The 12,534-nt window shown below is 37.1% G+C and carries 11 protein-coding genes, 1 pseudogene and 1 riboswitch; of the genes and pseudogenes, 6 read left to right on the top strand and 6 right to left on the bottom strand.

Features of this window, described 5'->3' with window-relative positions:
• Positions 1-343: 343 nt before the first annotated feature.
• Positions 344-1,120, bottom strand: coding sequence for a hypothetical protein (locus tag F0527_RS01390; protein ID WP_150283520.1), 777 nt, complete (start codon positions 1,118-1,120; stop codon positions 344-346).
• A 23-nt stretch (positions 1,121-1,143) separates the two neighbouring features.
• Positions 1,144-1,229: riboswitch (cyclic di-GMP riboswitch) on the bottom strand.
• 217 nt (positions 1,230-1,446) lie between these two features.
• On the opposite strand from F0527_RS01390, the gene F0527_RS01395 reads away from it, so the two are divergent.
• The 5 genes and pseudogenes from F0527_RS01395 to F0527_RS01415 all read left to right on the top strand — a co-directional run bounded on the left by F0527_RS01395 (position 1,447) and on the right by F0527_RS01415 (position 6,800).
• On the top strand, positions 1,447-2,118 hold the full coding sequence (locus F0527_RS01395; RefSeq protein ID WP_150283521.1) for a DNA alkylation repair protein: 672 nt from the start codon (positions 1,447-1,449) through the stop codon (positions 2,116-2,118).
• 254 nt (positions 2,119-2,372) lie between these two features.
• On the top strand, positions 2,373-4,814 hold the full coding sequence (locus F0527_RS01400; RefSeq protein ID WP_150283522.1) for a S8 family serine peptidase: 2,442 nt from the start codon (positions 2,373-2,375) through the stop codon (positions 4,812-4,814).
• A gap of 396 nt (positions 4,815-5,210) precedes the next feature.
• Positions 5,211-5,591: pseudogene (locus F0527_RS01405) on the top strand (NUDIX domain-containing protein); the annotation flags it as partial.
• Between the two features lie 58 nt (positions 5,592-5,649).
• Positions 5,650-6,219 (top strand): hypothetical protein, encoded by a 570-nt coding sequence (locus tag F0527_RS01410; protein WP_150283523.1) that lies wholly within the window; start codon positions 5,650-5,652, stop codon positions 6,217-6,219.
• A gap of 209 nt (positions 6,220-6,428) precedes the next feature.
• The gene (locus tag F0527_RS01415) at positions 6,429-6,800 is read left to right on the top strand and encodes a DoxX family protein (protein ID WP_150283524.1); all 372 of its coding nucleotides are present in this window, start codon (positions 6,429-6,431) and stop codon (positions 6,798-6,800) included.
• Positions 6,801-6,928: 128 nt separating this feature from the next.
• Here F0527_RS01415 and arr read toward each other — a convergent pair whose 3' ends face one another.
• A complete protein-coding gene (gene arr, locus F0527_RS01420; RefSeq protein WP_147195274.1) occupies positions 6,929-7,345 on the bottom strand; it encodes an NAD(+)--rifampin ADP-ribosyltransferase in 417 nt (138 codons plus the stop codon).
• A 456-nt stretch (positions 7,346-7,801) separates the two neighbouring features.
• On the opposite strand from arr, the gene F0527_RS01425 reads away from it, so the two are divergent.
• A complete protein-coding gene (locus F0527_RS01425; protein WP_150283525.1) occupies positions 7,802-8,674 on the top strand; it encodes an AraC family transcriptional regulator in 873 nt (290 codons plus the stop codon).
• A 135-nt stretch (positions 8,675-8,809) separates the two neighbouring features.
• On the opposite strand, the gene F0527_RS01430 is transcribed toward F0527_RS01425, so the two are convergent.
• From F0527_RS01430 to F0527_RS01445, 4 genes are all read right to left on the bottom strand, one after another.
• The gene (locus F0527_RS01430) at positions 8,810-10,201 is read right to left on the bottom strand and encodes a sigma-54 interaction domain-containing protein (RefSeq protein ID WP_223823504.1); all 1,392 of its coding nucleotides are present in this window, start codon (positions 10,199-10,201) and stop codon (positions 8,810-8,812) included.
• Between the two features lie 141 nt (positions 10,202-10,342).
• A complete protein-coding gene (locus F0527_RS01435; protein WP_150283527.1) occupies positions 10,343-11,128 on the bottom strand; it encodes a 3-hydroxybutyrate dehydrogenase in 786 nt (261 codons plus the stop codon).
• A 31-nt stretch (positions 11,129-11,159) separates the two neighbouring features.
• The gene (locus tag F0527_RS01440; RefSeq protein ID WP_150283528.1) at positions 11,160-11,810 is read right to left on the bottom strand and encodes a 3-oxoacid CoA-transferase subunit B; all 651 of its coding nucleotides are present in this window, start codon (positions 11,808-11,810) and stop codon (positions 11,160-11,162) included.
• Complete coding sequence (locus F0527_RS01445) at positions 11,801-12,517, bottom strand: CoA transferase subunit A (protein ID WP_150283529.1); 717 nt, start codon at positions 12,515-12,517, stop codon at positions 11,801-11,803. Before F0527_RS01445 ends, F0527_RS01440 begins: the two co-directional genes overlap by 10 nt.
• Positions 12,518-12,534 lie beyond the last annotated feature (17 nt).

A 12,534-nucleotide genomic window follows, 5' to 3' on the forward strand; every position in this document is an offset into this window, starting at 1 on the left:
AAAGAAAGTTAATGGTAAAAAGTATATTTAGCACAGTAACATTCTAAGCTTCTATCTAAGGGAGGTTTCTCTCGTCCTCCTAAATTTGATACTATTCTTGAGGTCACTATGTTAAATCTTAATGGCTATAAAAGTATCTTACAAGGAAAATCATAATACTTTAATGAAAAGAGCGAAATTTTACTAGACTGCTTTGTTTCTATTGGAGTAGATTTGTTTGAATTCATATTAAAAAGTCCTTTTATTATGTTTTTTTTCTCCATTCAAACTATTAAAGTGAAGCCATAGTTTTTCAGTGGAAATAATATAAAAAGCCAACAAAATTGTTGGCTTTTCAAGAATATTAATCTTCGTCCTCATCACTTTGATTATCATCATCGTCTGCTTGGGAATCATCATGATCTAATGATTGTTTTTCAAATTCTACTTCTTTGCCATTTAAAAATTCTACTTCGGCTTCCATATCATATGAACCTTCCAAGTGTAACTCTGTTTCAATAATTGATTGCATTTCTTCTTCTGTTAACTCAGTGGTTGCTTCAAATTTCTTTACTAAGGCTTCAACCGTCGCTTTTGAAATGAATTTCTTACTTACTTTTATTTTGGCATGGCCTTTTTTATATTCATACTCAGCCTCGAAGTCATCATCATCAGTCTCAATTTCTAGTTCGAATTCACGAACTTTTTTTGAGTATTCTACGCCATGCTTGTCTACTTCAGCACCGTCTAAAATTTTATCGTGATCAGAATCTGGATTGCTGGGATCAGTCCTAAGCTCTACTTCAGCTCTATTGCTTAATTTGTCATCATCCGCATCTTCCAACCCATCGTTTACATGATTTTTATCAGTGTCTGCAGATAAAGGGTTTAAGTGAAGTTGGTATTCCACTATATTTGGGAGACCATCTTTATCTTTGTCTTGTGAAGCGATATTTTTACCAGTTAGCTTATACTTCTTTTCCCATTTATCAGCTATCTTATTTTTATTTTTGTCATGAGCCTGTGTTTTGTTCCCATGGCTTTTTTCTGAATGTCCTTTTGCATTTGCTACAGTCATTCCCTGTGACAGTAGCAATGTTGCTGCTAGTCCTACGCTCCATGCTTTCTTCATGTTTATCATATACATTCTCCTTTTATAGATAATTCGGTAACTGGCTGGCTTAGTGGAAACCACCTTAGCCCCTATAGCTTTGCGCAACTATATTTCTATAGTGTTGCCTTGTCGTTGTCTATCTTGAACAGAAGAAACAGCAACAATTATCTATAAATATAATGAGTTTTTTGTATGTTGAATAGGTTAATAAGACCTATTCTTAGAAATATTTTTTGAATATTAAAGAAGTTAGCTATTAAGGCATAGTAGAATTATTAATGCGTTTAATAAGGAGTACAATGAGATAAGCTTTAAAGAAGGAAAATATTAATAACTCAAAGCAGGTGGCGGGAATGAATAACAATTACATAAAACAACTGGTTGAATTATATAACCAACATAAGGATGAAGAATACGCGAACTGGTCACAAAATTATTTGCGCAATCAATTTCAATTTTTAGGGATTCGAACACCTATCCGCAGAAAGCTGACGAAACAATTTTTGAACGAATATGGTGTTCCCTCAAAAGAAAATCTCAAAGAGATTATTCTTACATTATGGGATCTTCCCGAGAGAGAGTATCAAAAGGCAGCGCTCGATATACTAGAGAAGGTAAAAAAGGAACTTACACCTGATGATATGCCGTGGCTGTGTACTTTGTTGGTGACGAAATCATGGTGGGATACGGTGGATGTACTATCGCCGCATATAATGGGGTATTTGTTTACAGTTTATCCACAGTTGATTTCTTCGTATGCAGATGAGTGGATTTTAGGCGACAATATATGGCTACAAAGATCAGCATTACTGTACCAGCTCCGTTATAAGAAACAAACAGATGAAGGACGCTTATTTCACTATATTCGCACAAGAGCCGACAGCAATGAATTCTTTATTCAAAAAGCGATAGGGTGGGTCTTGAGAGAATATGGGAAGACGAACCCTGATGCAGTAAAGGAGTTCGTAGCAACAAATCAATTAAAACCTCTTAGTAAACGTGAGGCCTTGAAAAGACTCTTATAATAATGAACAGAACGTAAAATCAGCCTGTTTTAGGCTGAGTTTTTAATTTAATTTTTCATAAGAAAGTGGAATATAAAAAACCAAAAAAATGTTGGCTTTTCAAGGATATTAATTTTCGTTCTTATCACTTTGATTATCGGTGCGTCAACTTTGAAAATCATTGTTTTGAGGGTCTAAAAATTTAGCGATTCAACCCGATAAATTAAAATATGCTAATAAAATAGAGAGAGATAAATAGATAAGGAGTCTTGAGTATGAAGGGTTTTAAACACTTTTTAATGTTCACAATCACGTGCCTTTTTTTAAGTGGACTGCAAATGAATGTAGAAGCCAAAGGCAGTGATAGAATAACAAATAAGTTTGATCATACGAGAAAAATACAAAGCAACTTAGAACAAAAAGTAAATAAAAGCAAGAAAGGCAAAATTAAAGTAATTGTTCAATTGGAAGAAAAATTCACACCAGAAGGACGAGTATCTAAGAGTCAAAAGGATAAGCAGGAAAGCAATATCCAGGAGACTCAAGATGCGGTTATTGAGGATTTAGATAACAAGGAACAAGATGTATCAGGCCATATTTCTAAATTTAAGACTATTCCTTATATGTCAATGGAAGTAGATGAAGAGGGTCTTAAAGCTTTAGCCGAGAACCCGGATGTTAAGAGTATTACAGAAGATGCGGTCATTTCAAAAAGCGATATAAAAACCAATTCAAACTTCCTAGAAGATAAACTAAGAGCAAAGGATATTTTTACAAACAGTTTAATGAATGCTGAGAGTGCTTGGTCAGCAGGATTTACCGGGAAAGGGAAGAGCGTTGCTATTCTTGATACAGGCGTAGATCGGAGTCATCCTTTTTTAAAAGGCAAAGTCGTCTATGAAGCATGCTTCAGTTCAAATCGAAATTGTGATGGGAAAACAGCAACAACAGGAGAGGGCGCAGCGAATGATACAGAGGGACATGGTACACACGTAGCTGGCATTGCAGCAGGGAATACGACGAACTTTTCAGGCGTTGCTAAAGAAGCGAATATTTTAGCAATAAAAGTACTGGCAGATAAGGATGGAGAAGGGAATTTTTCTGATTTATTAAATGGGCTGGAAAGAGTCTATCTATTAAGAAATCAGTATGATATTTCTGCTATTAATATGAGCTTAGGTGGTGGTAAATATTCTAGTACTTGTGATAGTTCATATACCAGCATAAAAAATATTGTAGACAATCTAAAAAGTGCAGGCATCGCGACAATTGCAGCCTCTGGCAACGATTCCTACAAAAGTGCCATTAGTGCACCTGCCTGTATCTCTTCTGTGGTGAGTGTAGGCTCCACAAATGACTATGACCAAGTATCTAGCTTTTCAAATAGTGTTAGTTTTCTAGATTTATTAGCACCAGGGGATCCGGTTTATTCCTCCTTGCCAGGAGGAGGATACGGGTATCTTTCTGGTACTTCAATGGCAACACCTCAAGTAACAGGAGGATTTGCACTTGTACGTCAAAAATACCCGAATTCCACTGTAGATCAAATTCTTTCTTATATGAAAGAAGACGGAGTGAGCGTTAAAGATAAGGCAAATAATATACCAACACCTAGATTGGACTTTTCTTGGATGCGAGCCATTGCGATAACTTTAGACAGAGTGCAAAAACCTATTTTAGAAGGAGAAATTATTGAATGGACAGATGTCCCAAATGCTTTCCAATATGAAGTTGAATTATATAAGGACAATACAATCATCTATACAACGCGGGTTGATGGAACAGTCCATGAAATAAATCTATCCTCTGAGATGGAGAGTCCAGGGAGCTATACAGTGACAGTCCGAGCGATAGGAGATGGTGCACATTATCAGGACGGACCTGTTTCAACGTATTCTGATACAAGTAAAATCATACCAACTTTAAAGCAAGTTAAAAAACCAATCTGGGATAGCAATACTATTCGATGGGATGAAGTGACAGATGCTTCCCAATATATGATAAAACTCTATAATGGAAAAACATTAATACAAACGCAGACAGTTCAAAATAATGTTCAGCAATATAATCTTGAAAAACAGATGGTAAAACCAGGATCGTATACAGTAACTGTTCAAGCAATAGGTGATTCAGTGAATTATAGAGACAGTATTGTTTCTAGTCCATCTGAAGTAAATAAAAAATTGACAACGCTAGCAAAACCACAAAAGCCCACTTGGAGTGGCGATAGCATTCATTGGAAAACTGTAGAACATACCAAAACGGTGGAGTTACGATTATATAGAGGGAAAACGCTAATCCTTTCTAAAAGGGTCGCAGCAGGAGACAGGAAGTATAACCTTTCTTCTAAAATGAAAAATTCAGGTGAATACACAGTAACAATCAAAGCTATCGGAGATAATAAAAGCTATAAATCTGGAGCAGCCTCCGTACATTCGGATAAAAAGATAACGTTAAAACAAGTTCCCAAGCCTACTTGGAAAGGTACTGTTATTCAATGGCAATCTGTAGCTAAAGCTTCAAAATATGAACTTAAATTATATCGTGGATCTAAACTAGTCTTTACAAAACATGTAACCGCAAGCAACCATAAGTATAGCTATGCTTCAAAAATGAAAGTCCGTGGAACTTACACAGTAACTGTTGAAGCGATAGGAAATCATAAAACATATAGGAACGGTCCTATTTCACATCGTTCAGTTGGAAAAAAGAGATAGATTGAAAGTACCAAGAGACCCAGTCTTGTAAAAGGCAGGGTTTTTGGTGGTTGAAAAAGTAAGGTGTACGCCCCTCCTTTTATTGCTATTCCTAGAGAACTTAAAACTGCGGGGATACCATTAAACTAGAGGGTATTCCTTAGATGAAGGTGTAGGAAAGTTAAATTATCTTTTCGGGAGAGGGTCCACTTTAAAAACAGACTTTTCTGTTGCTCATTGGAGTTTCCGCTTAGCAATACCCTTATCCCTATCTAACAGCTCTATCAATTAAAGTCCCCAAACACCGTTTTGGGACTTTTTTTAATGTTATAATATCGCTAGAATTCCAATTAGGAGGCTAAAATGAAAACTTTTGGTTAACGTAATTACGATTTAAATTATTGGAAAAGAACTGGTGCATATGCTGTTATTCAAAATGACCAACAACAATTCTTATGTGTAGAAGATTTGGATGGGAATTTATTTTTAGTTGGTGGAGGGATTGAAATAGATGAATCTCCTGAAATTGCATTATTAAGAGAGAGCATTGAGAAAACAGGACATGAAATTCGAATCGTTGAGCAGATAGGTAAAGCTGAAAGACATTGGGTTTCAGCAAAATATCCTCGCGACTCTCAACACAATATCGGAATATTATACACTTGTAAACTATTAGAAAAGATAGCTGAACCAGTTGAAAAAGAAAAAATGCGCTGGGTTGATTTCAATTATTTAGAAAAGCATCTTTTCCATGAACATCATTTATACTTATTAAAACAGTATTTAAATATTTCATAATTTCACCTTAAAGCCAAGAATAATAAAAAAGTAAACTTACGAAGAAATGAGTGCTCCAATGAATATAGAAAAAGTTAAATTAATGTATGACAAAATAAACGTGGATAATAATCTTATAGCAATAGTGGCGTGTGTGTTTTGGGCAATTGTTTTAGTGGCTATATTAGTTGAATTTGTAAAAACGAAAAAGACAGCCGCAACTATTGTAGGGAATGCAATTTTAATAGTAATTGTAATGGCGATTTTGATAATTCTAACAATGAATATTGTACAATCCAGAGATGCCATTACAGAGCCAGAGTGGAAAGTGAATTATTTAAAACCGTATTTACAAACTAAACCAGTTACTAAAATTGAATTAGATCATATTGAACAAGTTTTAAATAAGCCTAATCATTTAACGAATAGTGTTTTTGTTCAAGAAAAGAACGTCAAAAATTATTTTAAATTAACTTTTAAAAATAAAAAAAGTATTTATATATCAGCAAAAGTAAAAACGAGTAAGACAAATCAAAGCTATATGACCTTTAAAAAAATAAGTGCTGATATATCTCAGAAATATAATCTAAACACATACTTTGATCCGGTAATTTATGTTCAGAAGGGTTATATACCAGTTCATGAATAGGGGATATGACTGGGAATCAATTTAGCAATAAAAAAGAGCAGCATTAGCTGCTCTTTTTTATTGCTAACATACGTCTAGTAAAAGCTAAACAAAAAATAAAATGATATCTACCGTAATGAGCGAGTGTGAATTGTTCTGTTTACACAATGTGTTGTAAGGTAATAAAGAATTACAATAGGAAGGAATAAAGAGATGAAGGGAGTACGCAGATGAAAACTTTTTTGAGATCCATCTATTCGGTTATTTTATTTGGAGCAGGTGTCCTGCATTTCGTCCATGAACCAGGTTTCCGCAGAATTGTTCCGAAAATCCTCCCATTCCGTCGAGCTATTGTATTAGTGACAGGCGTGTTTGAGATTATTTTTTCTGTATTGCTTTGGGTGAAAAAAGGTCAAGCCATCACAAGTAAATTGCTAGCCTTCTTTATGGTGGCTGTTTTTCCGGCAAATGTGTATATGACAATGAAGAAAATATCATTCAAGCCAGATGAAAAAGCAAATCCTTTAATCCTATGGCTTCGACTGCCACTACAAATCCCCTTGATTATGGGAGCTCTAAAGCTTGGAAAAAGAGAAAATTAAAGTCGAGAAGAACACATCTGTTGAAGCGTATGTGATATTGTAGGCTTCAAACAAAACAAAAAAACCGTATTCAAGAGTTCACCTCTGAATACGATTTTTTTTATGGAAAATTAGTTAAGGCTAACTAATCAATCGTATATTACATTTTTTCCTTCTTCACTTAATTTTTTTAAAGATGTGATCATATGATTTATTTCTTCATCGGAATGCCTTTCCCATGAACCTAATTCAGCTACAATTTTCAGAGGAGATTTGGACCTATAAGAACGTGTAGGGTTTCCCGGGAATCTTTTGTCAGTTAAGTTCGGATCATTCTCAAAATCACCTAATGGTTCTACAATATAAATTCTCTCTTTTGAATTAGTTCTTGCTAATTCAGCACCCCATTTAGCGGCGTTTAATGTTGCAGTAAAATAGATATAGTTAGATTTTTTATCCTGATAATTGGATAAGTATAATGGTTCAAGCAGTTCTCCAATTTTCAGATTTGCTTTCGTACCGTGAAAGAAAGGCCCTGGATCTAAGGTATTCGTTTGGTTATTCATATAGTCACTCTCCTTATTTGTAGACTTTCGTATTACAGTATAAGGCAGGATCAGGGCGAAAAAACAGTCTATAAATAATATTTAGATTGGGTTATAATGTAAGTAGAGGCAAGGGGTTAATGATATTATTTTTAACCAAGCTGATTATTTCAATTTAGAATTATATAACAAACTTAGACAGAAACCTTATTCTTCTTGAAGAGTAAGATTTTTTTTATAGTGTAGAGGAGTTATTTTCTTTTCTATTCTTTCAATTATTAATACGTATGTAAAGTGAGAACCCAGTCTTTTAATAGGCTGGTTTTTTTATTAGACAAACCGTTCATTTGAAGGAGAACCCTTCTTACTTGGAGAAGAAACTACTACTGGATATAAATAAAAAACGGTCCTATAAAAGCAGATAATGACAGGTTTTATGGCCATGAAATTAGTATTCTTAATTCAAGGAGGTGCGATATGGAGTGGATTGATTCTTTACAGAGGGCAATAAACTTTATAGAAGAACATTTGTTAGAGGAAATGACAATCGACGATATAGCAAAGGAGGCACAAGCATCCGTTTTTCACTTTCAACGAACATTCAATATTTTAACTGATAGTACCGTTGGGGAGTATATAAGACGAAGACGGTTAACCTTAGCTGCGCAGGAACTCTCTAATACGAAAAACAAAGTTATTGATATTGCCTTTAAATATGGTTATGAAACTCCTGAATCGTTTACCAAAGCATTTCGTAGGCAGCACGGGATAACACCAAGAGAAGCGCGGTTTCATAAAGGGATGCTTAATTCTTATAACCGCCTGGTCATCCAGGTGAGTCTGAAAGGGGCAGAGCCGATGAAGTATAAAATTGTTGAAAGAGAAAGTTTTCAGGTAGTAGGGATAAAAAGAGAGTTTTCAACTGTGAATGATGAGAACCTTAAAGGGATACCTAAATTGTGGGATCAAGTGAATAAAGATGGAACGGACGATCTTTTATTTAGCTTGAACAATGGGAAAATAGAGGGAGTTCTTGGTGTATGTGCTGCTATAACGGAAAGCAAAAGTGATTTATTTGATTATTGGATAGCTACAGAATATGCTGGTACAACACCTGAAGGTTTGGAAACACTTGATATTCCCGCTTCTCGATGGGCAGTTTTTGAAGTCCACGGACCCATGCCAGATGCTATGCAAAGAGTGTGGAAGCAGATTTTTCAAGAGTGGTTTCCCTCAAATTCATATGAGCACGCGGGTACCCCAGAATTAGAAGTATATTCAGATGAGGACCCTTCAAGTGAGGATTTATATTCTGAGATATGGATTCCTTTGAAGCAAAAGGTGAATTAAAAACCAATTATTTAGATTAATAACCAGTCTTAATAGGCTGGTTTTTTATGTGTTTAAAGGATTTACGGCTTGCCCACAATGATGGCGGCTAAAGAAAAAAGGAGCAATCCTACTATCATCACAGTAGGTTGCTCCTTATAAATTATATAGTTTGCATTTGTCATAGAAGCTGGTTTTGCTAATTTGCAGCAACTTGGCGGCTTCTTGTTTGTTGCCTTTTGCTACAGCCAGTGCGCGTCGAATTGCCGACTTTTCAGCCTGAGCTACTGTATCTTTTAAGGGGCTTAAAGGAATAGTAGTCTGACCTTCAAATTGAGTGTCCTTTGGATCCTCTGCTACATCCTGTAAATATAAAGGCAGGTGAAACAGCTCAATGGTTTTCCCGTCGAGTACATTGATGGCACGTTCTAAAACGTTCTCCAGTTCACGAATATTGCCAGGCCACATATGGCTTTGAAGCCTTTGGATGACTTCCGGTGAAAGAGATAGCTCCTCACGGTAAAATTTCTTCGCTAGCTTTTCTAATAAATGCAGACTAATAATCGGAATATCAGCTTTCCGTTTGTGTAGAGGGGGAATGTCGATCTTAATAACATTTAATCGGTAATATAAATCTTGTCGAAACTTTCCCTCTTGCACCATTTTTTCTAAATTCCGATGTGTAGCGGCGATGACCCGGACATCGATGGGGATGGATTGCTGGCTGCCGATGGGCTGTACTTCTTTTTCTTGCAGAACTCTTAGTAGCTTGCTTTGCATAGAAAGAGGCATGTCACCGATTTCATCCAGAAAAATTGTCCCTAGGTTTGCGTTTTGAAATTGTCCTTTTTTGCCGCCTTTTTTAGCTCCGGTAAAGGCGCCTTCCTCATAGCCGAATAGCTCAGATTCCAATAAATGATCGGGAATAGAGGCGCAATTAATGGGGACGAAAGGAAATGATGCACGAGGGCTGCCCGAGTGAATGGCATGCGCAAATAATTCCTTTCCTGTGCCCGATTCACCTAACAGCAAAACAGACGATTGGCTTCCAGCTACTCTTTCCGCCAGTTTTTTTGCAGCTATGAAATCTGTGCTACTCCCGATTAAATCATCAAAGGTGTATTTGCTTTTCAATTCTTTTTCAAACCGAGTTTTATAATAGGCGAGCTCATCGACCAGTGACTGAATCTTTCGCTGATATTTCTGCCATTCCTCTGGATTACTGAACATCACTGTGCCTAGGGCTCCAACCAATTCGCCATCTATAATTAGAGGGAAACGGTTCGCGATCATTTCGCTGCCATTAATCGATTGGACAGCAGCCAGTTCTGCACGGCCGGTCTCTGCCACGATATGCATACGAGTATTTTCGATCACATCTTCAATATGCCTGCCAATGGCCCAATCAACAGTGGTTCCAATGAAATCGCAATAAGCAGTATTAATATAGAGAATGATTCCTTGGCGATTAACTAAAACAATTCGCTCTGCTGCTAGATTGATAATCTTTTCAAGCCAGTTAAAGGGAATATTTTGAAATCCGTTCATCATGTGCCTCCCTTTTTAATATCTGATAACTCTATTATAGCAAAAAAATATTAAAATATTTAAAATTTAAAAAACTCCATAAAGTACTATTAAGTAATAAACCGCATGAAAGGGAGTACCTTCATGCGGTAATAGGTTCTCTTATTGAACAGTATAGCCACCATCAAGAACCACTGCTTGCCCGGTAACACCCTTTGCTTTATCGCTGGCTAAGAAGACAGCGTAATCCGCGATTTCTTCTACAGTGAGCAGTCTTTTTTGAGGAATGAATGGGAAGAGTACGTCTTCCATCACTTTATCCAGTTCGACACCGCGAGTTGCCGCTAGGTCTGAAAGTTGATTACGTACTAATGGTGTATCTACATAGCCGGGACATAGAGCATTCACAGTAATACCTTGCTCCGCTCCTTCTAACGCAGCTACTTTGGTTAATCCGATGACACCGTGCTTTGCACTATTGTAGGCAGCTTTTCCGGCAAAACCAATCAGTCCGTTGATGGAAGCCATATTAATGACTCTGCCAAAGCCTTGTTGTTTCATAATAGGAAATACATGCTTGATTCCCACAAACGGCGCTGTAAGCATGACATCGATCATTTGCTTGAATTTCGCTGTTGGAAAGTCTTCGATATTTGATACATGCTGCAGACCAGCATTATTAATTAAGATATCTATCCGTCCAAAGGCTTGATAGGTTGTTTCAATACTCTTTGCAAAAGCCTCTTCATCACTTACATCACATGGAGCGGCAATCGCCTCAAACCCTTGTTCTTTCAACTCGTTGACTACTCCGATTGTTGCTTCTTCCTTCAAATCAGAAATCGCTACTTTTGCACCTTCCTTGGCAAAAACTTTCGCAATTTCAAGGCCGATGCCGCTTGCTGCTCCCGTAATCAAAGCTGTTTTTCCTTCTAATAACATTCCCATTTTCGTTCCCTCCGTTTTTCTGTAGTTGTTATTATTGATGTATAAGAAGTTGTGGGCTCACGGTAAAAGAAGCTTCTGTTTTTTCTCGTACTTCTTCTAAGGAGGCGCCATCCACCAGTTCTATTAATACCATTCCACTTGAAGTGAATTCAAAAACAGCCAGATCCGTAATTAAACAGTGCACAACATTCTTACCTGTTAAAGGAAGGGTACATATTTGTTTTACTTTTGATTCGCCATGCTTATTGACGTGCTCCATAACCACGACTACTTTTTTTGCCCCATTCACAAGATCCATCGCGCCGCCCATTCCTTTTACCATCTTCCCTGGAATCATCCAGTTGGCGAGATCGCCAGTTTCAGAAACCTCCATACCGCCAAGGATAGCTAAATCAATATGACCACCGCGAATCATGGCAAATGATTCTGCGCTATCAAAAAAGGCAGCACCGGGCACAGCTGTTACAGTTTCCTTTCCTGCATTAATTAAATCTGGATCTACCTCAGCAGGAGTAGGGTAAGGACCGATTCCTAGCAGCCCGTTTTCTGATTGAAGCAACACGTTGATGGAAGGGGGAATTTCATTAGCAAGCAGAGTAGGTATGCCAATGCCTAAATTCACATTCATACCATCTTTTATTTCTAATACCGCACGTTGAATAATTTTTTGTCTTACGTCCATGAAAAAACTCCTTTCTCCACTTGTACTGTCTTACGTTCAATCCGTTTTTCATATCCGTCGCCTTGTAAGAGCCTTTGTACAAAAATGCTTGGTGTATGAATTTGATCCGGTTGAAGTTCACCTGGTTCTACAATTTCTTCGACTTCAGCTATCGTTACCTTTCCGGCCATAGCAGCCAGTGGATTGAAATTGCGTGCTGTTTTTCGGTATACCAAATTCCCGAGGGCGTCTGCTTTCCATGCCTTTACAAGAGCGAAATCAGCTGTAATGCCTCTTTCAAGGATATACGTCTTTCCGTCAAATTCTTTGTGTTCTTTACCTTCAGCAATTTTCGTGCCAACACCAGTTGCTGTATAGAAGCCAGGTATTCCAGCGCCACCCGCTCGGATACGTTCTGCTAATGTGCCCTGAGGAACAAGTTCTACCTCTAGCTCACCACTTAAAAATTGCTGTTCAAAGGTCTTGTTTTCTCCAACATAAGAGGAAATCATTTTCTTGATTTGTTTATTTGCTAATAATAGGCCAAGTCCCCAATCATCCACGCCACAATTATTACTGATAATGGTTAAGTCTTTTACACCTTTATCTCGAAGCGCAAGGATTGATTTTTCTGGAATGCCGGATAGGCCGAAGCCTCCTACAATAATGGTTGCACCATCTTGTATCTCCTGAATGGCTGATTCAAAGCTTTCATTGATTTTACTCATTTTAGAAGTCTCCCTTT

The sequence above is a fragment of the Rummeliibacillus sp. TYF-LIM-RU47 genome (assembly GCF_008638315.1).
Lineage (GTDB): Bacteria > Bacillota > Bacilli > Bacillales_A > Planococcaceae > Rummeliibacillus > Rummeliibacillus stabekisii.

Coding starts and splice junctions, on each gene's coding strand:
- F0527_RS01390 (WP_150283520.1), bottom strand. CDS start 1,120: ATGATAAACATGAAGAAAGCATGGAGCGTAGGACTAGCAGCAACATTG.
- F0527_RS01395 (WP_150283521.1), top strand. CDS start 1,447: ATGAATAACAATTACATAAAACAACTGGTTGAATTATATAACCAACAT.
- F0527_RS01400 (WP_150283522.1), top strand. CDS start 2,373: ATGAAGGGTTTTAAACACTTTTTAATGTTCACAATCACGTGCCTTTTT.
- F0527_RS01410 (WP_150283523.1), top strand. CDS start 5,650: ATGAATATAGAAAAAGTTAAATTAATGTATGACAAAATAAACGTGGAT.
- F0527_RS01415 (WP_150283524.1), top strand. CDS start 6,429: ATGAAAACTTTTTTGAGATCCATCTATTCGGTTATTTTATTTGGAGCA.
- arr (WP_147195274.1), bottom strand. CDS start 7,345: ATGAATAACCAAACGAATACCTTAGATCCAGGGCCTTTCTTTCACGGT.
- F0527_RS01425 (WP_150283525.1), top strand. CDS start 7,802: ATGGAGTGGATTGATTCTTTACAGAGGGCAATAAACTTTATAGAAGAA.
- F0527_RS01430 (WP_223823504.1), bottom strand. CDS start 10,201: ATGAACGGATTTCAAAATATTCCCTTTAACTGGCTTGAAAAGATTATC.
- F0527_RS01435 (WP_150283527.1), bottom strand. CDS start 11,128: ATGGGAATGTTATTAGAAGGAAAAACAGCTTTGATTACGGGAGCAGCA.
- F0527_RS01440 (WP_150283528.1), bottom strand. CDS start 11,810: ATGGACGTAAGACAAAAAATTATTCAACGTGCGGTATTAGAAATAAAA.
- F0527_RS01445 (WP_150283529.1), bottom strand. CDS start 12,517: ATGAGTAAAATCAATGAAAGCTTTGAATCAGCCATTCAGGAGATACAA.